The sequence below is a fragment of the Flavobacterium sp. LC2016-01 genome (assembly GCF_009711135.1).
In the GTDB taxonomy this organism is placed as follows: Bacteria; Bacteroidota; Bacteroidia; order Flavobacteriales; family Flavobacteriaceae; genus Flavobacterium.
Genome location: NZ_WMIC01000001.1, coordinates 641,381 through 666,029, shown reverse-complemented (window position 1 = coordinate 666,029; position 24,649 = coordinate 641,381). Strand labels below are relative to the sequence as shown.

The 24,649-nt window shown below is 33.5% G+C and carries 17 protein-coding genes; 4 read left to right on the top strand and 13 right to left on the bottom strand.

The window, feature by feature from the left end; genetic code table 11:
• Position 1 precedes the first annotated feature (1 nt).
• The 4 genes from GKZ88_RS02975 to GKZ88_RS02960 all read left to right on the top strand — a co-directional run bounded on the left by GKZ88_RS02975 (position 2) and on the right by GKZ88_RS02960 (position 2,533).
• Positions 2-910 (top strand): hypothetical protein, encoded by a 909-nt coding sequence (locus tag GKZ88_RS02975; RefSeq protein ID WP_155100909.1) that lies wholly within the window; start codon positions 2-4, stop codon positions 908-910.
• A gap of 99 nt (positions 911-1,009) precedes the next feature.
• Entirely contained in the window at positions 1,010-1,684 is a 675-nt protein-coding gene (locus GKZ88_RS02970) for a YiiX family permuted papain-like enzyme (RefSeq protein WP_155100908.1), read from the top strand.
• An 86-nt stretch (positions 1,685-1,770) separates the two neighbouring features.
• Positions 1,771-2,223: a hypothetical protein gene (locus tag GKZ88_RS02965; RefSeq protein ID WP_155100907.1), complete on the top strand. Its 453-nt coding sequence runs from the start codon at positions 1,771-1,773 to the stop codon at positions 2,221-2,223.
• Positions 2,224-2,227: 4 nt separating this feature from the next.
• A complete protein-coding gene (locus GKZ88_RS02960) occupies positions 2,228-2,533 on the top strand; it encodes a hypothetical protein (protein ID WP_155100906.1) in 306 nt (101 codons plus the stop codon).
• Between the two features lie 114 nt (positions 2,534-2,647).
• Here GKZ88_RS02960 and GKZ88_RS02955 read toward each other — a convergent pair whose 3' ends face one another.
• From GKZ88_RS02955 to corA, 13 genes are all read right to left on the bottom strand, one after another.
• Complete coding sequence (locus tag GKZ88_RS02955) at positions 2,648-4,039, bottom strand: M20/M25/M40 family metallo-hydrolase (RefSeq protein ID WP_155100905.1); 1,392 nt, start codon at positions 4,037-4,039, stop codon at positions 2,648-2,650.
• A gap of 168 nt (positions 4,040-4,207) precedes the next feature.
• Entirely contained in the window at positions 4,208-6,133 is a 1,926-nt protein-coding gene (locus GKZ88_RS02950; protein WP_155100904.1) for a discoidin domain-containing protein, read from the bottom strand.
• Positions 6,134-6,164: 31 nt separating this feature from the next.
• Positions 6,165-6,947, bottom strand: a complete 783-nt coding sequence (locus GKZ88_RS02945) for a glycerophosphodiester phosphodiesterase family protein (RefSeq protein ID WP_155100903.1) — start codon at positions 6,945-6,947, stop codon at positions 6,165-6,167.
• Between the two features lie 80 nt (positions 6,948-7,027).
• Positions 7,028-9,328 (bottom strand): beta-glucosidase BglX, encoded by a 2,301-nt coding sequence (gene bglX / locus GKZ88_RS02940; RefSeq protein WP_155100902.1) that lies wholly within the window; start codon positions 9,326-9,328, stop codon positions 7,028-7,030.
• A 10-nt stretch (positions 9,329-9,338) separates the two neighbouring features.
• Positions 9,339-10,052 (bottom strand): prolyl oligopeptidase family serine peptidase, encoded by a 714-nt coding sequence (locus tag GKZ88_RS02935; RefSeq protein ID WP_155100901.1) that lies wholly within the window; start codon positions 10,050-10,052, stop codon positions 9,339-9,341.
• A 10-nt stretch (positions 10,053-10,062) separates the two neighbouring features.
• The gene (locus tag GKZ88_RS02930) at positions 10,063-11,448 is read right to left on the bottom strand and encodes a glucoamylase family protein (protein ID WP_155100900.1); all 1,386 of its coding nucleotides are present in this window, start codon (positions 11,446-11,448) and stop codon (positions 10,063-10,065) included.
• Between the two features lie 67 nt (positions 11,449-11,515).
• On the bottom strand, positions 11,516-12,415 hold the full coding sequence (locus GKZ88_RS02925; protein ID WP_155100899.1) for a LamG-like jellyroll fold domain-containing protein: 900 nt from the start codon (positions 12,413-12,415) through the stop codon (positions 11,516-11,518).
• Positions 12,416-12,434: 19 nt separating this feature from the next.
• Positions 12,435-13,889, bottom strand: a complete 1,455-nt coding sequence (locus GKZ88_RS02920) for a RagB/SusD family nutrient uptake outer membrane protein (RefSeq protein ID WP_155100898.1) — start codon at positions 13,887-13,889, stop codon at positions 12,435-12,437.
• 4 nt (positions 13,890-13,893) lie between these two features.
• Positions 13,894-16,932 (bottom strand): SusC/RagA family TonB-linked outer membrane protein, encoded by a 3,039-nt coding sequence (locus tag GKZ88_RS02915; RefSeq protein ID WP_155100897.1) that lies wholly within the window; start codon positions 16,930-16,932, stop codon positions 13,894-13,896.
• A gap of 244 nt (positions 16,933-17,176) precedes the next feature.
• Positions 17,177-19,921, bottom strand: coding sequence for a histidine kinase (locus GKZ88_RS02910; protein WP_155100896.1), 2,745 nt, complete (start codon positions 19,919-19,921; stop codon positions 17,177-17,179).
• A gap of 102 nt (positions 19,922-20,023) precedes the next feature.
• Positions 20,024-21,208, bottom strand: a complete 1,185-nt coding sequence (locus tag GKZ88_RS02905; protein ID WP_155100895.1) for an acetate kinase — start codon at positions 21,206-21,208, stop codon at positions 20,024-20,026.
• 141 nt (positions 21,209-21,349) lie between these two features.
• Positions 21,350-23,443, bottom strand: a complete 2,094-nt coding sequence (gene pta, locus GKZ88_RS02900; protein WP_155100894.1) for a phosphate acetyltransferase — start codon at positions 23,441-23,443, stop codon at positions 21,350-21,352.
• Positions 23,444-23,490: 47 nt separating this feature from the next.
• Positions 23,491-24,564, bottom strand: a complete 1,074-nt coding sequence (gene corA, locus GKZ88_RS02895; protein WP_155100893.1) for a magnesium/cobalt transporter CorA — start codon at positions 24,562-24,564, stop codon at positions 23,491-23,493.
• Between the last annotated feature and the right edge of the window lie 85 nt (positions 24,565-24,649).

Genomic DNA, 24,649 nt, shown 5'->3' with positions numbered 1-24,649 from the left:
TTTGAAAACAAAAATTTTATTTTTCTTTCTTGCTTGTGTTTCATTAAACACTTATGCACAGGACGAAATTCCGGTTCAAGATAAATACACTGCTCACAACAAAGGTAAATTCTTTATTTCATGGGGAGGAAACAGAGACAGCTACACAAAATCTGATGTGAATTTCAGAGGGAAAGATTACAACTTTACAGTTGCTGATATGGCTTCTCACGATAAACCAAAAGGATATCATGTCGATTACATCAATCCGGCAAATATGACTATCCCTCAGACTAACTTTAGAATGGGATATTTCATTAACGATCATTACAGCGTTGCTGTTGGCTGGGATCACATGAAATATGTGATGACTCAGAATCAAACGGCTAATGTTACTGGTACTATTAATTTACCTGCTGATCAACCTGGATCTTACTACAACGGAGTTTATAATAATACTCCTGTAGATATGTCTCAAAATGGCGCTATAGAAGGTGGTTATGATAAAGGTGTCGCTCAAGGAAATCCTCCTGCTTTTTTAATGTACGAACATACAGATGGTTTGAATTATATTAATACTGAGGTTTCCAGACATGACGATATTTCGAAATGGTTTGGTTTGCCAAATATCGATAAAGTTCAGATTAATTTAACTGAAGGTGTAGGAGGTGGAGTTTTATACCCAAAAACAAATACAACTTTATTAGGAATGGAACGTCATGATGATTTCCATATTTCTGGTTTTGGTGTGTCTGCAAAAGCGGGAATCAACTTTACTTTCTTTAAACATTTTTACCTTCAAGGTGAGTTGAAAGGCGGTTATATCGATATGAAAGATATTAGAACTACTCTTAGCAGCGACGATAAAGCGACACAACATTTCTTATTCTTTCAGAGGATTGTTGCTGTAGGCGGTATTTTTAGAATTTAACCATTCTTAAAAAATATATTTAAAAATAGTTATCATTAATTTGGTAACTATTTTTTTTATCATTTACTTTGTAACTCAAAGTACTTTAAAAACAGATTTATGAAATCTAAAAAATATCTATTTCCCCTAATCACATTCATTCTTAGTTTTGGATGTGCATTGTTTATCAGTTTAAAAGTTTTTCCAGATAATCCTTTTACTGGAAATAAAGAAAAAAAAGCTCTATTGAGTAAATATAAAGATGGCGATATTATTTTTCAAACTTCAGAATCTAAACAATGTGAAGCGGTTCGTATAGCAACTAATTCTAAGTTTTCGCACTGTGGGATAATTTATGATATTAACGGAAAATGGTTTGTTTTTGAAGCTGTTCAGCCTGTAAAATTGACTCCGCTTGAAGATTGGATCAAACACGGACGAGACAGCAAATATGTCGTTAAAAGGTTGAAGAATGACAGTATTCTGAAACCTGAAGTTCTACAAAAAATGAAAGAATACAGCCAGCAGTTTGACGGTAAAGAATATGACGCTTATTTTGAATGGACTGACAATAGAATTTACTGCTCCGAATTGGTTTGGAAAATTTATAAAAACGCTGCCGGAATTGAATTATCAAAGCTGAGAGAATTAAAAGATTTTAATTTAGAAAATCCACAAGTTCAAAAAATATTGAAAGAGCGTTATGGCAATGCTATTCCATTAGAAGAAAAAGTCGTTGCTCCTTCTGACCTTGCTGATTCCAATTTATTGAAAACTGTTATCGACACTTACTAAATATTAAAAAGCTAGTTAAGTTATTATTTCTAGCTTTTTTATTTATTATTTTACTTTGAATTTCAAAGAACTTTTAAAATATATTTATGAGAGATTATTTAATTGAAAAATTGTATGAATGTTCTAAAAAACCCTATCAAAAATACTTCAAGAAAAATGAACCTTGGAAAATTGACAAAGCCAAGCTAATGGATTATCCAACAGAAAGTTTAGGTTATGGTTTAGGGAATTTTCTTCACCACAATCATTTTGATATTCAGGAAAAACTGGAAGATCACGATATAATTCATGTTCTAACGAATACAGGAGTTTCTGTTTATGAGGAAATTGGAATGCAGTTTTATCTGCTCGGAAACGGAAAGAAAAGTTTGTATTTGTTTATGGTTATTTTAACTGGAACTGTTTTTTATCCTAAACGAATAAATTACTTCATTCAGCAGTATCAAAAAGGAAAAAATGCGTTTTCGTTTCATTATTTAGATTTTTCAAAAATGCTTTTTATCCCAATTCAATCTATTCAACAGGCTTTTAAAATTTAATATTATGAAAACAATTAATGACAAACCTTTCAAAGAAAATCAATCCATTGAACTGGCAGTTGGTTCTTTTATAATAACAACTGTATTATTTGTACTCTACATTATTTTAAATGAAAGTCCGAATGTTTTAGTTATTGCATGGCCGTTTGCTTTATCTGCAATAATCGTAAACCTCATTATGTTTTTTCATTTGACTGATAAATTCATTCATTTACCACAACAGCGAAAAGAAATAGGCATTAAAATTTTATTGTTGCTTTCTAATATTCCTGTCACATTTGTTTATTATTTGATTGTGATGAGACTTTAAGTATTAGTATGATTGTTCCTTTAATGATCTTAAATAAAATGTCGATCCTTTGGGATTTTTATAAAAAAATAGGCTGTCATTTCTGACAGCCTATTTATATCAATTTTAAAAATCTTAATTTGAAGCCGGAACTGTTATTCCGTTTTGATCAACTAAATAAATTAATGATGTCATTGTAGCTGCACCAAGTTCTAATTCTCTTTTGTTGATTGCATCAAATTTATCATTTGCTGCATGGTGATAATCAAAATAACGCTGTGAATCTGGCTGTAAACCAGCTTTAACAATCGTTTTTGAAGTTAAATGCTCAATATCTGATCCTGCATGTCCTTTTACAAAACTATGGATTAAATAGGGCTCAAAAAAAGTTTTATACTCCTGCAGCTTTTTGAAGTTTGCTTCATCAGCTTCAATTGAAAATCCTCTTGGTGTAAATCCGCCTGAATCACTTTCTAAGGCAAAAATATGATTCTCGTTCTTTTGTTTTGAAACTTCTTCATATTTTGCTCCACCTTTTCCTCCATTTTCTTCATTCATAAACAATACAACACGAATCGTATTTTTAGGTTTGTAGTTTAAGTTTTTCAAAATACGAACTACTTCCATACTTTGTACTACTCCTGCCCCATCGTCATGAGAACCGTCTGCTAAATCCCAAGAATCTAAATGTCCACCAACAACAAGAATGTTTTCTGGAGTTACAGTTCCTGTTAATTCGCCGATAACATTATACGATAATGCATCTGGCAACGTTTCGCAAGATTGCTTGAAATAAAATTTTAAAGCAGGATTTGCTTTTAATGTTTTGCTTAATAATTCAGCACCATTTGTACTAATTGCAGCTGCTGGAATATATTGTTCTTTTGGCAAATCGCCATAACTTTGAGCTCCAGCGTGAGGAAAATCATCTAAACGAAGGTTTAACGAACGTACAATTGCACCAACTGCACCAAGTTTAGCTGCTTCTTTTGCACCGCTTCTTCTTTGATCTCCTGCACTTGAATAAGAATCAAAAGTTCCGATGTTTTCAGGATTCATTGGTCTGTTAAAAAACACAATTTTACCTTTTACTTTGTCTCCAAGTGTTTTTAATTCGTCAAGACTTTGTACTTCGATTACTTCTGCCGTAATTCCTATTTTTGGAGTTGCAACAGAACTTCCTAAAGCACAAATTGGCACAGCCGTTTTTACTTTTCCATCAAGGATAAAAGCGGTTTCTTTTTCGCCGCGAACCCAGTGAGGAACCGTAACTTCCTGCAAATAAACTTTGTCAAGGCCTAAACTTTCTAATTGTCTTTTTGTATACTCTACCGCCTCTGCTGCACCTTTTGATCCAGATAAACGGCTTCCGATATCATTTGAAAGATATTCTAACCAAGAATAACATTTAGCTTCGGTTAAAGCTTTTTTATAAAATAATTTAATGTTTTTTTCATCATTTGACTGAGCAAAAGATGCGGTCAATCCATTTAAAACTAAAGCAGTTAAAAGAATCGTTTTTTTCATAATTTTAATACCATTTTGGGGTTATGCTGTTTTTTGGGTTTGTTTGACAAAGTAACAAAAAATCTATAGAATTGTCAGAGTTTTTCCTTAGTCTTTGGTAAAAAAAAAACTCCAATTACAAATCTTTAAATTTATAATCAGAGTTTTTATGATTTTAATTAAATAAACTTATTTTACTTCAATAAGCTTATTTCTTGTTCCAATGCCGTTTTCATTAAAAGGTTCAATGGTAAAATAATATTTTGTTCCTTTATCTAAACCTCTAAAATCATATGAATTCTCTCCGTAAACCATAATACTGTTGTATAATTTATCAGGCGTAATTCCGTAATAAATATTGTACCCAACAGCATCATTTTGTTTTTTCCAAGAAATCATAGCATTTCGGGAATCAGTTTTATTTCTGTCTACTTTAAAAGAAGTGACTGCTTTTGGTTTTTGTGCTAAACCATTTCCAAAAACTCTAAAATCAGATATTGCAAACAATCCAGATGCATTATGAATGTTTTCCATTTTGATGTAACGCGCTTTTATTGATTTTGTAAGCTCTACATAATCATGCGGAACATCTTTGTCATTTTTAGATTTATCAACAACCAAAGTCCAGTTTACAGCATCATCAGACATGAATATTTTATATTGATAATAAATATCCATCGCTTTATTGTACTGCATTGCTTTATGATCGGCATAGTTGATCTGTAAAGCATTTATTTCCATTTTTCTGCCTAAATCCAGCTGCAGCCATTCCCCAGGATTACTTGTTTTAGCAGACCAATAGGTTTGGATATTTTCATCAGTAAGATTTTCTGCTCCGTAACAGAATTTCTCATAGACTTTTTTTCCACCATTATCCATTCTGTGTGTTTCAACTTCCATACATTCTTCAGAAGAAGAAACCGTAACGGGCTTTTTGTACGAAAGCAGCATCCAGCCCGATGAAGCACCTTTTGTCTGATCACGCTCGCCAGTTGGAAGCACTATCGGAAAATCTCCATAAGCTGTAATAGAATACATTACATCATCTTTATCAAATCCGGCGGGAAACATATCGATACGGCGCTCAAAACGGTCTTTAATTGAGATTTTGCAGGTTCCCGTATTCCAGTAATTTCCGTAATTATCTGCAAAAGTATTTCCGTGTCCCGCTCCAATCACAAATCCGCCTGGTTTATAAGACATCGGATTGTGTTTTTGATAGGTAAAAGGTCCTAACGGATTATCACCTACGTGAACGCCATTTGCATAACCTTTAAATTCTGTTGCTGGAGCTCCATACTGCATATAATATTTTCCATTATGTTTGGTCATCCAAGCACCTTCAATGAAATTTCCCCATGGTGCTGGTTCCATATCATTATTTGGCCCAAAACGCTCCCATCCATGAGCTGATGGATCTAGAATCGCAACTTCTTTTATCTGTCCATAGGGACGCTGAATATCTTCTACCTCAGTTGCTTTGTATAATTGCGCATAATCTGCCTGATTTCCTTTTGGCAGCCAAGTGTTATAATCAACTTCAGTACCTACAAGTGGCAGTTTTCCGCTTGATCCGTAGTACATATATACTTTTTTGTCATCATCCTGAAAAATCGCTGGATCCCAAGTCGGCAACATTGCTTTGTCAACATGACGCGTCCATCTTCCTGATTTTGGATCAGCCGTTTTCCAAATTGGATGATCTCTTTTCCATGTCGAACCAACGTAAAATAAAGTATCATTTACAACCCAAGCAGCAGGTGCGCACTGGTCGTCATCGCCGGGCTGTCTTTGAAAACTTCCGTAAACAAATTTCCAGTCTGACATGTCTTTACTCCAAAAGAAACCTGCCTGATTTGTTGCAAATAAATAATATTCGCCTTTATAAGTAATAATTACCGGATCGGCACTTGAACGGCGCGATTCTGGAATTCCGTTATGGTTGTGTGTGGTGAAATTGTAGCCAATATTAATAGGATTACAATAAGTCGTTGCCGGTTTAGCAGGGTCAAACCATTCTGTTTTTCCACTTGCATTTTGAGCCAAAATACTGTTATTGAAAACGATCAAAAACAATACGACTGGCAGTCTCAGTTGTTTGTATATTTTTTTCATGATTTGGTTTGTATTTGTAAAGGGCAAAAGATTACTTTTTTATGTTTAATCTTTCCTTTAAAAGTTCAGGTTCATTTGTAGTGATATAATCGAATTTTTGATCGATAATCCAATCCATATCAGCAGCTTCATTTACAGTCCAGGCATTCAAAATAATTTTGCTGTCTTTTGCTTCTTGAATCCATTCAGGATGTTTTTTAAAAACCGAATAATGATAATCAACACCATTAATATTATCAGCTTTAACTTCGATTGGAGATTTATTTCCTTCCAAATATTGAAGCTTTGTTTTAGCATCTATAGCTCTAATTTGTTTTAGAATGTCATAATCAAAACTTATATAACAAGTCTTTTTGTCGGCTTTAAGTTTTTTGATTGTTTCTACGGTTTTAATAGCCGTTTCTTTTCCGCGTTCTTTGCTTATTTCCGAAGGTTTTATTTCGCAAACCAAAAGAGTCTGTTTATTGTTTTTTATTCCTTCTGAAATATATTCATAAAGCGTTGGAAGCTTTTCTCCGTTGGATAACTTAAACTTCATCAAATCGGAATAATTGGTTTGTTCGATCAGTAATTTATTAAAATGTGCGTCGTGATTAATTACCAATGAATCGTCGGCAGTACGCCAAACATCAAATTCTGATCCAGGCAATTTTAAGTCAATTGCATGTCTTAAAGAAGCTATAGAATTTTCAGGAAAATTGTTCTTTTTCCAAGCTCCTCTATGTGCTACAATTGCATTTTTCTGCACATTGCAGGAAGCAAAAACCATTACTAACAGTAAAGAAAAAGCGCTAGATATTTTTAAAGTATTCATAGATAAAAATTAAAAAGAGAATCTTTATTTTAGAAAAAAAGCCCTCCATATGAAGGGCTTTTAACTAACCAATAAACCAACTATTTAGTTAACTCGAAACTAACTTTCTTGTCGGCAGTTGAATTTCCTCCAACGAAAATATCAAACTGTCCAGGTTCTGCAGCGAATTGCAAATCAGAATTATAAAATTTTAAATCTTCAACAGTAATATCAAAACTTACGGTTTGTTTTTCACCTTTTTTAAGTGCTATTTTTTGGAAACCTTTCAATTCTCTAACTGGTCTTGTTACAGAACCAACTAAATCTCTGATGTATAATTGAACTGTTTCTTTTCCGTCAAAATTTCCTGTATTTGTTACATCAACAGTAACTTTTAATTTTCCGCTGAAATTCATTTTATCAGCAGAAATTTTCAAGTTTGAATAATCAAAAGTGGTGTAGCTTAAACCAAAACCAAATGGGAATAAAGGTTCGTTTCTTTCGTCAATATAGTTTGATCTGAATTTTTCGAATTTCCCTTCCGTATTAGAAAGCGGTCTTCCTGTATTTTTGTGTGCGTAGTAAATTGGCAATTGACCAACACTTCTTGGGAAAGTTGAAGTCAATTTTCCAGAAGGATTTACATCTCCAAATAAAACATCAGCAATAGCGTAACCTGCTTCTGTACCAGCAAACCAAGCATTTAAAATGGCTGGAACTGTTTTTTCTTCGTCAACAATTACTAAAGGACGTCCATCAAACAATACTAAAACGACCGGTTTTCCTGTTTTTAATAAAGCGTTTAATAAATCTTTCTGTGCTTGTGGAATCTGTAAATTTGTACGGCTGCTTGATTCCCCACTCATTTCTGCAGATTCTCCTAAAGCTGCAACAATTACATCAGATTGTTCAGCTACTTTTAAAGCTTCTGCTAATAATTCTTCTTTTGAACGCCCGTCACGGTGTAGAGTTTTTCCAAACATCGTTGCATTAGTTTCAAAAGTTTCGTCGTAATCTAAATTGCTTCCTTTAGCATATAAAACTTTAGTTCCTGCTCCAGCAACTTCTTTAATACCAGCTAATAATGAAACTGCATTTTCCATTTTAGTAGCCACACTCCAAGTTCCTGGCATATTTTCTTTAGCATCTGCCAATGGTCCGATTAAACCAATTGTTCCTGATTTTTTAAGAGGCAATAATTGGTTTTGATTTTTTAGCAATACCAATGATTGCGCCGCAATTTGACGCGCTTCTTTTCTGCTGTCCATTGTGAAAATTTCAGTTTTAGCTCTTTTCTCATCACAATATTTATATGGATCTTGGAACAATCCTAAATCATATTTTGCTTCTAAAATAAGTTTTACTGCATTGTCGATTGTTTCCATTGAAACTCTTTTTTCATCTAATGATTTTTTCAAAGTTCCTAAGAAACCTTCTCCAACCATATCCATTTCAACACCAGCATTTAAAGCCAAAGCCGAAACATCTTGAAGGTTACCCATTCCGTGCTCGATCATTTCAGGAATTCCTGTAAAATCGGTTACTACGAAACCTTTGAAACCCCATTGTTTTCTTAAAACATCTGTCATTAACCATTTATTTCCCGTTGCTGGAATTCCGTCAATTTCATTGAAAGATGCCATAACTGAACCTACACCAGCATCAACCGCTGCTTTGTAAGGAGGAAAATAATCATTAAACATTCTGATATGGCTCATATCAACTGTGTTGTAATCACGTCCCGCTTCTGGCGCACCATACAATGCGAAGTGTTTTACACAAGCTAAAATTGAACTGTTTTTTGAAAGATCGTGTTGTTGGTATCCGTTAACCATTGCTTTCGCAATTTGGCTTCCTAAATATGGATCTTCTCCTGAACCTTCAGAAACTCTTCCCCAACGTGGATCGCGAGAAATATCAACCATAGGAGAGAATGTCCAGTTGATTCCGTCAGCACTTGCTTCTTTTGCTGCAATTTGAGCACTTCTTTCAATTAAACCCATATCCCAAGTACAAGATAATCCTAATGGAATTGGGAATGTTGTTTCGTAACCGTGAATTACGTCCATACCAAAAAGCAATGGAATTTTTAAACGGCTCTGTTCGACAGCAATTTTTTGTACTTCTTTAATTTTTTGTACTGATTTTATATTGAACAAACCGCCTACTTTACCTTCAGCAATATTTTTTGCAACATTTGAACTATTTGCCTGACCAGTTGTAATATCTCCAGATGTTGGTAAATTCAACTGTCCTAATTTTTCTTCTAATGTCATTTTTGACATTAAATCTGCCACAAACTCTGACTTAGGTTTAATTTTCACTGTACTTTTTGTGCTCTTTTTTTGAGCATAACCCAAAACAGCACATCCTAAAAAAAGTAAGACTAATTTGTTTTTCATTCTATTCTATTTATTTGTTTGTATTCGTTTTTTTCTGCTGTAACATCCAGTCATAGATTTCTTGATTATCATAAACTCTTGTCCAACTATCGTGATTTGCGTCATCAAAAATGGTCAGCTTTACATCTTTTGCATTACACTTTTTCAATTCTTTGTAAACCGTTATCGCATAATTGACGTTAACCACATCATCTAACAATCCGTGGAAAATTCTGGTTGGAATATTGGCTATTTCACAAATTTTCTCCAGCTGAATTAAATCTACAAAACCAGCGACAGGTACGTTTGCTGCAAATAGATCTGGATGTGCAAAAGCCAAATTCCATGAAGCCCAGCCTCCTGAGCTTAAACCAGTAACATATATTCTTTCTGAATCAATTTTATTTTCTTTCTGAATTTTTAAAATCAGCTCATAAATTGACTCTATATCCCAATTTTCATCTTCATTGCATTGAGGAGCCAAAACATAAGCATCTAGCTGATGTGTCTTTAAATATTTAAAAGGACCGTTAATTTTCACTTTTGCAATATCGGTTCCTTTTTCACCATCTCCCGAAATAAAAACTATTAAAGGCTTCTTTTCTTTAGTATTTGCTGGCTTGTACAAGGCATAACCAAGCTCATACTTTGCCATAATAACCGTATTTATTTTACCCGTTGTTTCGGTTTGGGAAAAACCAAATACCGAAAATAATAAGATGAGAAGCGTTACTTTAAATTTCATTTAGATGCAATTAAATTCCGTACTTACCTGACGTGAAACCAAGTTTTTTCAAACCTTGTTTGGTATCTGACGCATTCATAAATAATTTCCATAATAAACCACTTCTGTAGTTTTCAATCATTGGTGCAATAGTTCCTTGATCGATTGCTAAATAACGAGCCGTTACCCAGTTGTACTGCGGTGAAAAAGCATCATATGGTCCTGCAATTCCAACAAGTTTTGTTCTATTATCATCATATAAATAATGCAAAAACTTCATTGCTTCTGTTGGTGCATAAGGAAATGATGATAAAGCGGCAGTTGGAGAAATAACTCCATTATCATTATTTGGCTGATGTGCTGTATAACCAGTTGTTCCGTCAGGATTAAGAGTATAACTTGCTGTTAATCCCCAGCATTTATCTGAATAATCTTTAAATCCTTTTGGATTAGCAATACTGTACTGAACCATGATTTTTGCATGATTTTGTGTCAACTGCCAATAATCAGCATATTTATCTTTAAGCATATTTGGGTCTAAGCCTAAATATGAATAGTGCGACCAAAACATTGGTCCTACATTTCCAACTGCTCCGTTATAACTTAAAACAACTGGAATTCCATATTGCAAACCTCCGTTTACTATAGCTCCATTTCGCGCCCAAGCCTGGTGATACGCTTCTGCAGAAATTGGGTGTGTTGGAGATGAAGCTGCCATAACATATGTAATCAGACACTCGTTGTAGCCTTCAAGCTTAAAGTTCATTTCCCAGCCATAATTAGGTGACCAATGCCAATACAAAGCATTTTCTCCTTTTGTGTACCAGTCCCACTCTACACCTTTCCAAAGTTCATCAGCTTTTGCTGCTAATGCTTTTTCAGAAGTACTTCCGTTTTTAAAATATTCTCTAATGGTAATTAAAGCTTGACAAACGAAAGAAGTTTCAACTAAATCTCCACCATTATCTTTTGTTCCAAATGGTATAACTTTACCCGCTTTGTTGTCCATCCAATGTGGCCAAGCACCGTGAAAACGGTCAGCATTTTCTAGGAAAGTTAATGCCGTAGTAAGTCTAGAAACAGCTTCAGCTCTTGGCAAAAAACCTCTTTCTACGCCTACAACTATACTCATTAATCCAAATCCAGAACCTCCTGTAGTTATAATATTTGACTCAAAATTAGGATCTTCTGTCAGGTATCTTTCTCTTGCCAATTTTGAATTAGGGTCAGCATAATCCCAAAAATATTTTATTGCATCTTTTTGAACCAGATCCATTGCTTCGGCATCAGTCAAAGGTTTAGTTGGCGTTGTTGGATTTGTTGGCAATGGAGTTCCGCCTCCTGTTCCATCTGGTGTAGATGATGAGCATGAGTTGAAGAAGCTCAAAAAAACAATTACTAATATTGAAGTTTTCATTTTATTCTAAATAATATTAACTAAATAATACACCTGAAGAAAATTCTCCAGGTGTATTGAAAAATACTTATCTCTTATCTTTTTCCAGTTTATATAAAGCCGTAACTTCATTATCTGCAAGAGCAGCATCATATATTCTGAACTCATCCATTAAGCCTGTATAATTAAGCATCCATCCATCAGGAGCACCCCATGGAGCACCTAAATGCTGCTGATAACCTCCAATAATGAATTTAGAAACTTCAGAACTAGCTAATTCTCCAAAAGGACCACCGCCTGTTGCAGGATCACTTGCATATCTTTTAGAAATAGATGCTGGTAAAGCGATTTTTTGTCCATCAATATAAAGGCTGTAAGTAGAACTTGTTCCGTTATATGACCAAATTACCTGTTTCCACGCACCAAACATATTTGGCAAAACATTTGTTCCTCCGTGTTCAATAAATTGCCCAGCCCAAGGAATGCTTGGAGTTACATCTCTTTGAATATGATTTTTCATCAACATTGTTGTTGCTGGTCCAGTTCCTTCAATAAGTGTAAAAATATTACCCCAGAAATCTGTTTTCTTTGGAAGCATGAACAACGACTGAGCACCGCCTGTATGCGGATCAGTTTTGATCCACATTGAAACTGTAATACTTTTCAAGCCTGCAACAGAACTTGCAACATTGTTATAAGCAATAAATGAAGTTGCAGAACCTTTGTAAGCACTACCTTTTACACCTGTATCATACGAAACATTTGTTCCTGTTCCACCAGTAATTGCTCCTTTTGAATCATTGATATTTCCATCAAAACTGAATTTAGCAAGCAAGTGGCTTGGTGCAACATCATCTGAATTCTCATACCCGCCAATTGACTCGTATGGAATTGGACTATTAACTTTATCTATACTATCCTCACAGCTTACAAAAATTTGTGAAGCCAAAGCAAAAGAAAGTAATAAAATAGATTTATTTTTTTTCATTTTATTTATTATTTAAGGATTAGTAACCAGGATTTTGAGCTGATAAACCACCAGCTTGATTAATGAAAGTTGCCGGAATTGGGAATAATTCATTTTTACCTTCTGTGAATACTTTGCCATCAATTGCAAAAGCCGCTTTTGCCTGACCAGTTCTAACAAGATCAAAGAATCTGTCGTGCTCGAAAGCCATTTCTACTCTTCTTTCTTTCCAGATTGCAGTTCTAATATCTGCCTGAGAACTTGCACTAGTATTTCCTAATCCAGCTCTGTTTCTGATTTGATTCAATAATGGAATCGCTGCAGAAGTTTGTCCTAATTCATTTGATGCTTCCGCTTTCATTAATAAAACTTCAGCATATCTTAAATACTTAATGTCAACATCTGTTTCCCAAGCATCTGTATAGGCAGATGAGTATGCTTTATAGTTGTATCTTTCATTTTCAACCGTATTTGGTATTACTCTTCCATCATACAAAGTAGTTCCTCTAAAAATGATTGTTGCTGCTTTTCTAACATCACCAGCCTCATAAGCGTTTACTAAACTTTGAGATGGCGTATTGAAGCCCCAGCCCCAGCCACCAGCACCACGAGCACCTTGCGTATTAGAGTAACCTTCAATTCCTTTTGCTGGTACTGCTCCTTGTGCATAGATTTCGAAAATAGACTCAGAATCAAACTTCCCTGTTGCTTTGTACATTGAAGCATAATCACTTACAAGAGAATAACCAGTAACTTTATTACAATTGTCGATTACTTGCTGCCATTTCTTTTGGTATAAACTTACTTTAGCTAATAAAGCATAAGCAGCACCTTTTGAAACTCTTGATTTTTCATTAGCTGAATAAGCTCCTTTTTCAGGCAAAGCCGCAATCGCATCATTTAAATCAGCTTCGATAAAAGCATAAACTTCAGCAGATGTTTTACGTGTTAACTGCATAACTCTGTCTGATTCTAAAGCTGGAACTGGTAAATGATCTACAATTGGTACTCCTCCATAACATTTTACTAAAGTAAAATACATAAAAGCTCTTAAAAATTTAGCTTCACCGGCTAATCTATTTCTCAAAGCAGCATCTGCTTTATCTAATTTGGGAAGTATGTTTAAAGCCTGATTACATCTATTAATTCCATCATAGTTGGCAATAAAAGTACTTTCGCAAGAAGGATTAGAAGCGTTATAAGTCAGAGCATCCAATACGTCTTTATCTGTTCCAGTATCACCAGGAGAAGATCCCTTATCAGCATCATCAGATGTAATACTTGATAAACCGATCCAACCAAAAGAGGTCATATCCCAATTTAAAAATTTGTTATAAATTGAAGTAACAAACGTTTCTGCTCCTGTGTTGTTATTATATAACTCAATATCTTTTGTCGAAACAGTCTCGGTTTGCTGAACATCTAAATAATCGTCTGCGCATCCTGTAAAAAAGAATGTCGAAAGAACAAACGCGGTAATATATATCTTTTTCATCTTTTTAAAATTTTAAATTAGCACCAACTACAAATGATCTCATTGTTGGATAAGCATCAAGCTCAATTCCCTGAGAACCATAAGGATTTCCATCTCCGTTTAATTCTGGAGAAAATCCTGAGAATTTTTGTGTAATAAATGGATTAATAGCATTTACATAAATTCTGCAAGCGCTGATAAAATTATTTTCTTGTATTGGCAATTTGTAACCTAATGTAATATTATTGATTCTGAAGAAATCTCCAGATTCTAAATAGTAAGTAGAAGCAACAGGTACTTGATTAAATGGTGCAGGGTTTGAAGCTGTTAAATTATTTGGTGTCCAGAAATCAGTAGCAATTGAATCTTCAATATTTTCTCCTGCAAAACGCTGTGCTTTTTTACCATTATAAACTTTAGCGCCACCTGTTCCGTATCCGTCAACAGAAAAATCAAAGTTTTTATAGGTAATTCCTAAAGTAACACCATAGTTCGTTTTTGGTAAACTAGATCCAACATATTTTCTATCTTTATTAGCATCTAATGCATCTTGAGTAACTTTATCTCCTGCAGCATTGTAATAAAGCATTTTTCCATTTGTAGCATCAAAACCAGCATAATCATAAATATAAAAACTTCCTAAAGGTTGGCCAATTGTAGTATTATTAAGCAATTTAGTATTCTGTCCATTTCCTAAACCTCCACCTATAAGATCCGATAAAATAACATTTTTTAAACCTGTAAGTTCATTTTTATTGTTAGAGAAATTTCCTCCAACCCAATATCTAATATTTTCTCCTATTTTATCATCCCAACGCAATGAAATTTCATAACCTCTATTAGATACTTCTCCAACATGTGCAGGTGATGGGAGTGTTAGTCCAGATGTATAATAAGGTTTTGTATTTAAAATTACATTAGATGTTTTCTTGTCATACACATCAAAAGTTCCTTTTAATCTGCTATTTAAAAGTTCGAAATCTAAACCTGCAGAAGACTCTTCTGTAATTTCCCACGATAAGCTAGGATCAATTTGAGAACTAATTGTAGTACCGTTATATAGAAGGGAACCTCCTAGGTAAGCATTACCTCCAGAAGTATATGATTGATCATTAAGCGGAACATTTTGATTTCCTAATCTTCCCCAGCCTCCTCTTAATTTCAATAAATTAATAGCTTTTACATCAGCCATAAAACTTTCTTTGGTAATAATCCAACCTAAACCAAAAGCCGGGAAAGTTCCCCAACGGTAATCTTTACCAAAATTTGACGAACCATCACGTCTAACAGTTCCGGTAATTAAGTATCTATCCATTAATTTATATTGAAAACGTCCAAAATAAGATGCCAATTTCGTTTCATTATAAACAACATCGTAAAAACTTGTTACAGTTGGAGCATATTCTACTCCATGATTAGCAACAGGATCGTTTAATGACCAATAATTAGAATTCGCATTAACATTTTTTCTTGCAATAGTAAGCGTTTCTCTAGGGCCTTTTACCGAAGTTTCAATACCACCTGTCAATTCAACATCGTGGATCTCATTAAATACCTTGTTATAAGTTAAATAATTTGATAAATTCCAATTAAAATAATCTGATCTTCCTTGAGTTAATAAATTTATATTGCTATTAGGAAATTCTTTAGCATAATCGCTATCAACTTTATTAGGGTTAGCAGCTAACCAAATATTTTTAGTATCATCATAATTATACTGTTTCCAAGTATAATATTCACCATTAAATTGTGAAGTAAATTTTAATCCCTTCAAAATTTCATAATCTAATTTCAATCCTCCCTGCAGCGTAACACTTCTTTGTTGTTCATCATAAAAATTTAATTGAGCAACTGGGTTTCCTACGTTGTTAAATGAAGAACCTGTTTCACTTGCAAAGCCATTATCGCCTACACGAGAAACACCATATTTACCATCAGGAAAATAAACCGGCACAATAGGAGACTGTTTGTAAGCATTTGTAAATGCACTTAATGGTTTTGGAGTTGAGTTAGCAGATGTAAAGCTGAAATTTTGACTTAAAGTCAGTTTTTTAGAAATTTTATATTCATTATTATTTCTAAACGTAGTTCTTCCGTAATCCAAGCCATTTAAAACAGCTTTCTCTGAATAGTTTCCTAAACTGAAGAAGTATTTGACGCTCTCTGTAGCTCCAGAAACTGACACGTTATTTTGAGTATAACTTCCAGTTCTTGTAATTTCATCAAACCAATCTGTATTTACAGGCTGATCTTGTGAAAAAGTTGTAGATTGCAAAGCAGCATTTGAATAGTAAGCATACTTGTTGCTTCCTGCCATTTTTACTGTTTTAAGTGGCGATCTAACCCCTGCAAAACTTTCAATTTCGACAGAAACTTTATCTCCTGTACCTTTTTTAGTTGTAATGATAATAACTCCGTTTGCAGCACGAGTTCCGTAAATGGCTAACGCAGAAGCATCTTTTAAGATTTCATAAGAAGTAATATCATTTGCATTGATATTGTTGATATTTTCAGTCTGCATACCATCTACAATATATAAAGGATTTCTTCCTCCTAATGCAGTTCCTAAACCTCTAATAACAACAGAAGGTGTACTTCCTGGTAAATCAGATGAAATTACTTGTACACCAGCCGCTTTACCTTGAATAGCTTGTGAAGCATTCAATACTTTGGTTTTTGTAATTTCTTCTGCTTTTATAGATGAAATAGCAGTAGTGTTATCTACTTTCTTTCTTGTTCCGTAACCAATTACCACTACTTCTTTAAGAGCAGTATCGCCTGCTTCTTTTAGGGTAATTGTCATAGGAGTCGAAGTTGCCACAACAGAGACAGCATCGAAACCTAACATTGAGACCTTTATTGTCTCTCCCGCTTTGGCATTGATTGTAAAATTACCGTCGAAGTCAGCATCAGCAGTTGTTCGGGAACTGGCAGCACTAATAACTGCTCCAGGAATCCCCATTCCGCTGCTGTCAACTACTTTTCCTTTAATTGCTTGCACTTGTCCAGACATATAAGCCGGAAGCAGCAATAACGCTAAAAAGCTAAAAATAAAATTTTTCATACAGTATGTAATCGTTTAAGTTAGTAGAGCCAAATTAAACAATTACAACGTTGTAGTACATCAATTCACACTACTACATAGCTACATCATTATGTTAAAAACTTATTGTATACTTCTAAAAATCAACAGTCTAAATGTTAATTTATTTTCTTTAACATAACCTTATGATGTAGTAATGATGTATTGGAATTATATAAAAAAAGGAATGAAAAAATATAAAATCTTTAAAATTCAATGTCAAATCTTACACAGTTAATAAAAACTTTGACAGGTTTTCGTCCTGTGTGAGGTTTAGCTTCTTTCTTAAGCGATATCTATGTAATTCTACACCTCTAAAAGAGATATTCATCATAGGAGCAATTTCCTTTGATGAAAGATTCATTTTTAGATAAACACACAGTTTTATATCCTTTGGAGTCAGGTTTGGATATTTTTTTGAAAGATTAATAATAAACTCATTATGAATCTGATTCAGATTTGTTTCAAAAATCTCCCATTCGTGTTTATTTACTTCATTTATCTTAATTGCTTTTCTGATTTCGCTCTTAAGCTTGTTAAAATCTTTTTCAGAATCTAAAATATGCTGAATATTATCAATCATTTCACTTTGTTTTGCAATAGAAAGTGATTTCCCAGCAACTTCTGATAATTTGGTCTGCAATTCTAATTCTAAAATGTGCTTTTCATATTCCTGAACATTCAATTCATTCTCTTTTTTCAATTCCATTTCGAGAATTTCACGCTGATGTTTCAGTTCTTCGGCCTGCAGTTTTAATTTTTGAGTATATCTAAGCTTATTCCATTTGTAATAAAAGAACAATACTGCTCCAATTACTAATAAATAAAGCAAAATCATCCAAAATGAAAAATACCAAGGCTGGGCAACCCTAAACTCAAATACTGCAACATTATCGTAGTTCGCCCCATCATGCTTAAAAATCAGGATAGAATGATAACCACTATTTAAGTTATTTAAAACAATTGTTCCGTTTGAAATTGGAATATAATTTTTACTTCCATTTATCTGATAAAACAAATTTGGCTTGCTGGCGCCATAAATACCCGAAATGACATTAATGCGCAATTCGGTATTGTGTTTTATTTTGCCTTCATTTGCCAATAAGATATTATTATTGTAGGCTTCAACTTTAACTCCTTTGTTTTGTTTGTTTTCATAAGACAGCTGCAGCGAAATAAAACCGTCATCAAGATTCATTAAATAATGATTATTGCTTTTGAAGATGCGCAGGTTTTCATTAATTAATTTTCCTTTATAATATTTCTCCTGAATCATATTCCAGACAAATTTATTGCCGTTAGCATAAATATGATATAAGATTCCTTCCTGAAGCACTATAAAATGGTTCTCGTCGATAGCAACAACATCTGAAATATTTTTGAAGTTGGTATTGAACAATTCATTCTCTTCTAATTTATTTGTAATTGAATTGAATGTGTACCATACATTATTGATCAAAAAAAGAATTTCTTCTCTAAACTCAAAAATCTTAACACCAAAGTCATTTTCTATTTTACTTTGCTGCGTAATATTTTCAACTTTTGTGGTTTTAAAATTATCATCAAACAGCACTCTATATAAGCCGCGGTAATTATCTGCTGCCCAAATTTCATTTCTTTTATTCTGTGCAACATATTTTATTGGTTTTGAAAGATCATTAAACTTGGTGCTTTCTGTCAATTTCGAAGCATCCTTGTAAACTAAAATTCCGCTGTAAGTAGATTGAAAATAAGTGTCATTTATAATACTTTTTGACAAATTCCATCCGCCGCTGACATTATTAATTTTTGTCAATGCACCATTTTCATAAGAGAAGGTTCCGTCATTATGACCAATAACATATTTACTGCCAATTTTAGTGATATTCCAGCCTTGTCCTTGTGTATTAGGCAGCATTTTAAAATTACCCGACTCAAATTCAAAAATACCATGATTTGACGCAATTAAATATCCTTTATTTGTTGTGGCTACGGAGTAAACTGAACCTAAAATACCCGAATTATCATAAAAAAAGGAAATTGGAGAATTTACCTCAACATGTGCAATTCCGTTATCAAGCCCAAGCCATAAATCTTCCTCTTTATCAAAGCCAATACATAAAACCGAATTGTTCATTAAAACATTATTTCGGTCTATATTTTTAAAAGAATGAGAACTGAAATCATAAATAAAAACACCTTTATTTCCTGTTCCAATGACCAATTTATTGTTTTTGATAAACTTTGCAACATTAATTCCAGTTCCTTTCAGCATTTCGTTTAATGGATTTTCCCATGCAGTCAATCCATTTTTCTCAACAATAAAAATTCCCTTTTTGTGGGTAAAAATATAGGTTTTGCCTTTGTACTTTTCGATAGCATGAACAACTGTATTTTTTAAAACATTCCACCCTTTCGGATTTGCGATTTTTGAGCCATTCATTCTAAAAATACCTTTGTCGACAGAAGCTACATAGAGATTTTGATCGACAACAAAACAATACGATATCAGAAAAGGAAATTTGATTTTTTTAATATGTTTTCCATCATAAATAAAAACATCATTGAAAGACTGAAAATATAGTGAACCTTTGAATCTGAAAATTTTCCAGATTTCTTCATTGTCTTTTTCATCAAACAAACGGAGATTTTTGGTGATAGAAACGTAAAGCATTTTTCCGTCTTTTCTATACCAATAACCAAATTCTTTATAAGAACCTGAATAAATTCGATCTCCTTCAATTAATATAGAACGAATAATTGTTTTGTTTGGCAAAGAATATTTTTCCCAAACAACACCATCATATCGCAATAAATAATGGTTATTTGCGAAATACATGGCTCGATCCTGACCTTGAACAATATTCCAGATTTGATTATCGCCTTGATAATCTGATTTATTATAATTTTCAACAAAGGGAAGTAATTCTTGTGCTTGTATGTGCGAAGCAATGAAAAAGAAGAAAACTAGTTTAAAAAGTATCGATTTCAAGATATTCGGTTTTATAGTCAAAGATACTCACAAATATTTAATTTTAAGGCGTAAAAAAAGCCTCTCTAAAGAGAAGCTTTGTTATCTAAAACTGTTTTAATCTTAACTGTTCAACAACTGATACACCTGATTTGCAATTTCGTATTCTTCATCTGTTGGCACAACTAAAACCTTTGCTGTTGAATTGGCTTTATTAATTTCTCTAACTTCTTTTGAGCGAATTTTATTTTTTTCTGAATCAATTTCAATTCCAAAATACTCCATATCCGTACAAACCAATTGACGCATATATGAAGAATTTTCTCCAATTCCTGCTGTAAAAACAATAGCATCTAAACCATTCAACGCTGCAGTATAAGAACCAATTGTTTTTTTGATTCGGTAAGCATTCATCAATAAAGCTAGTTGGCAGTCTTTATTTCCTTTTTCAGCCTCTGATTCAATATCACGCAAATCACTATAACCAGTAAGACCAAGCATTCCCGACTGTTTTAATAAAACCGCATTAACTTCATCCGGAGTATAGTTTAGATTTTTTATCATATAAAATATGACAGACTGGTCAATATCGCCCGCACGCGTACCCATAATCAGACCATTTGATGGCGAAAATCCCATTGAAGTATCAATACATTTTCCGTCTTTAACGGCCGCCATACTGCACCCATTTCCTAAGTGAATGGTAATTATTTTCGAATGATTTTCTAAAAATTTAATTGCTTTTTCTGAAACGTATTTGTGACTTGTTCCGTGAAAACCGTAAACACGAACTTTATTTTCTGTCAAGAGATAATTCGGAATTGCATATTTATAAGCCACTTCTGGCATTGTCTGATGAAAAGCAGTATCAAAAACTGCAATTTGTTCAGCCGAATTAAATATTTCTTCAGCAACATTTATACCCTCCAAATTTGCGGGATTATGAAGCGGAGCAAGTTCAAAAAGCTGTTTGATTTTTAGTTTTACTTTCTCGTCGATTTTTACTGTGTCACTAAAATCGCTTCCGCCATGCACCACACGATGCCCAACTGCGGTAATTTCGGAAGTAGATTTAATTACACCTTTTTCAGCGTCTAAAAGCATATTGGCTACTTTTTGCAGACCAACTTTATGATTTGGAATTGGAAGTAATTCCTCAATAGAATTTGAGGATGTTTTAAAAGTAACATTTGAAGTTTCTAAACCAATTCTGTCAATCATACCAGAACAAATTACTTCGTTTTCTGGCATAACCATTAATTGATATTTAATAGATGAACTTCCTGAGTTTATAATTAGTATTTTCATTCTTTTTAAGTTGCTAAGGTTCTAAGATGCTGAGCTTCTAAGTTTTTTTTTATTTTTTTTTATCATGAATTTAGGCTGAAACGAAAGCAATTTTTAGACAAAGTGCAAATTCATAATTTACAATTAACAATTCATAATTAATTACAATCCCTGCGCTTGAATCGCTGTAATGACGACAGTATTGATTATATCGTCAACTGTACAGCCACGGCTTAAGTCATTTACAGGCTTGTTTAAACCTTGAAGCATTGGTCCAATTGCCAAAGCTCCAGTTTCTCTTTGTACGGCTTTGTACGTGTTATTTCCGGTATTTAAATCAGGGAAAATAAGCACACTTGCCTGCCCTGCTACTTCAGAATCTGGCATTTTGCTTTTTCCAACTGCTCGATCTACCGCTGCATCATATTGAATTGGACCTTCGATTTTTAAATCAGGTCTTTTTTGTTTTACAATTTCGGTTGCTGTTCTTACTTTATCAACTTCATCACCTTTTCCTGAAGCTCCAGAAGAATAGGAAAGCATGGCAATTTTTGGCTCAATTCCGAAAGCTGCACTTGATTCTGCCGATGAAATAGCGATTTCTGCCAATTGTTCAGCCGTTGGGTTTGGATTGATGGCACAATCGCCAAAAACAGAAACTCTGTCTTCTAAACACATAAAAAACACAGAAGAAACTACAGAGGAATTGGGTTTTGTTTTAATGAATTGAAGTGCCGGTAAAATCGTATGTTGTGTAGTATGTGCCGCTCCCGAAACCATTCCGTCTGCGTGCCCTTTATACACCATCATAGTACCGAAATACGAAACATCTTCCATTAAATCTCTTGCCATGGTTATACTTACGTTTTTAGCTTTTCTAAGCTCATAATACGTATTGGCATAATCTTCATAAAGCTCTGATTCTTTCGGATTAATAATCTGCACTTTTGAAAAATCTAGGCTAATTCCGAGTTCAGCAACTTTGCTCTCAATTTGTTTTTTATCTCCAATAATCGAAATATCAACCACATCCATATCCATCAATCTTGACGCTGCAGTGATAATTCGGTCATCATTTCCTTCTGGAAGCACAATATGTTTACGATGCTGTTTGGCTCTTTTTACCATGTTGTACTGAAACATTTTTGGCGTCATTCCTTCAGGCTGAAAAGTAATAACTCTTTCTGATAAAGCATCGATTTCAACGTATTTCTCAAACGTACTGATTGAAGTTTCAATTTTATGCGTGTTAGTAGCATAAATTTCAGATTTTATGGAACCAATTTTATTTGTGATATTATAAGTTCCGCCATCGACAGCGATAATTGGAACAATGGCCGAAAGTCCTTCTATAAGCTTTAAAATACTTTCTTCTGGAACAATATTTCCGGTTAAAATGATTCCCGAAATCGTAGGATAATTAGCAGATTCATTTGCCTGCAAAGCTCCTAAAATAATATCTGAACGATCTCCAGGGGTAATTACAAGTGCATTATTATGCAAATGCACCAGATAATTATGAAGCTGCATTGCTCCAACGCTGTAATGACCAATTTCGTTATTAAGATAGTTTTCACCAAACAAAACTTTAGCGCCAAGTTCATTCACAATTTCCTGCATTGTAGGATTGTTCAAACTTGATATTAACGGAATCGTATTGACCAATACATTTGGAGGCAGACTTTTTTGAAGACTTTTAGTGACCAATTTTATATTTTCAGGCTGTACCTTATTGGCAAAAACAGACAAAACCTCAACTTCTTTTACTTTGAAAGAATCATACACTAAATACAAACTATCAACCAGTTCTTCTAAAGTTTTTCCAACGCCGGAACCAATAATTATAGTTGGAATTCCGAGATTTTTTGCAATTAAAACATTCAAATCTAATTCAATTGAAGTTCCTTCGCCAGTAAAACTCGTTCCTTCAACTAAAACAAAATCAAAACGTTCTTCAAGCTTTTTATATTTTTCGATAATTAAATCTAAAACCTCTCCTATTTTGCCTTTATTCTTTTTCTTGATCAGTTTGCTTTTTGTAATTGCATAAGCATCTTCGAACTTAATATCAAGGTTAAAATGCGACAAAACCGTCTCGATATGATTGTCTTGTTCACCGTCTACAAAATCTTCTACAATGGGTCTAAAATAACCCACTTTTGCTGTTTTGCCTAACAAAATGCTCATTAAACCAAGGGTAATTATTGATTTACCGCTATTATGATCACTTGTGGCAATGTATATCGCTTTACTCATAATTTATATTTTGAAACTATAATATGTATTTGAAAAATATTTTTATTCTAAAACCATCGTCTTTTCTTGAAATAGATAATCAAACCTATCACAAGCAAAAGCATAATGCCCATAACTACAAAATAGCCATTTTCGGTTTTGAGTTCTGGCATATTTTCAAAATTCATTCCGTACACTCCCACAATAAAGGTTAATGGAATAAATATAGCTGAGATTATCGTGAGCGTTTTCATGATTTCATTCATTTTTCGGCTTTGTTCCGAAAAATAAAAGTTAGAAGCGCTTTCTAATGAACTCATATCTGATTCTATCTGCTCTAAGAGCTCTAAACTTTTTTGATGAAGTCTGATAAAGAAATTAAACGTTTCCTTCTGAATAAGGCCGTTATTTTCATCGTCATCTTTAATTGTTTTCAGATAATACAATGAATCTCGAAGCGGTACAATGGAACGTTTTAAAAAATTAAAGTTATCTCGGTGATTCTCAATTTTTTCCAGAATAACCGGATGCGCTCCTTTTTTAGCCTGATTAATTAATTCTTCGATTTTGTCTTCTTCATCTTCAATTGTGATGTAGAAATTTTCCATTACGGCATCAAGCAGTAAATAAAGAAGATAATCTACTTTTTTTGTTCTTACAATTCCGGCATGTGTGCGAAGACGCTCGCGAATATGCGTAAAGAAATCACTGCGTTTTTCCTGAAAAGAAATCAGTAATCCATCTTTCAAAATAAAACTAAGCTGCTCCACACTAATGTTATCTGAATACTCAGAAGGTAAAAGTGATTTTATATTAAAAAATAATATATCAGGTTGCTCTTCTAATTTGGTTCTTTTGGTTGTGTTTAAAATATCAGCTAAAAGGAAGTCGTCAAGCTTAAAATGAGTTCCAATTGTTTTAAGCAAGTCAATGTCATTTAAGCCATGAACATTTAACCAATTGTTTTTAGTAAAATCAAAACAAGAATTTAAAGCTAAAACCGTAAACTTGTCATATTCAACAACATCAGCATCATCATATACAAAAAGTTGCATCTCTGTTTCATGTTCTTTATGTGTACCGGTGTACTCTAATGTAATGTGCTGCAGCTTGCGCCCTTTCTTGTATTTAATCTTTCTCATTCAAAAAAATTTACAATAGTAATATTACGAAAAAGAATCCGAATGGGAAATGACAATTGTCATTTTGGCAAGAAAAATAAAGCTT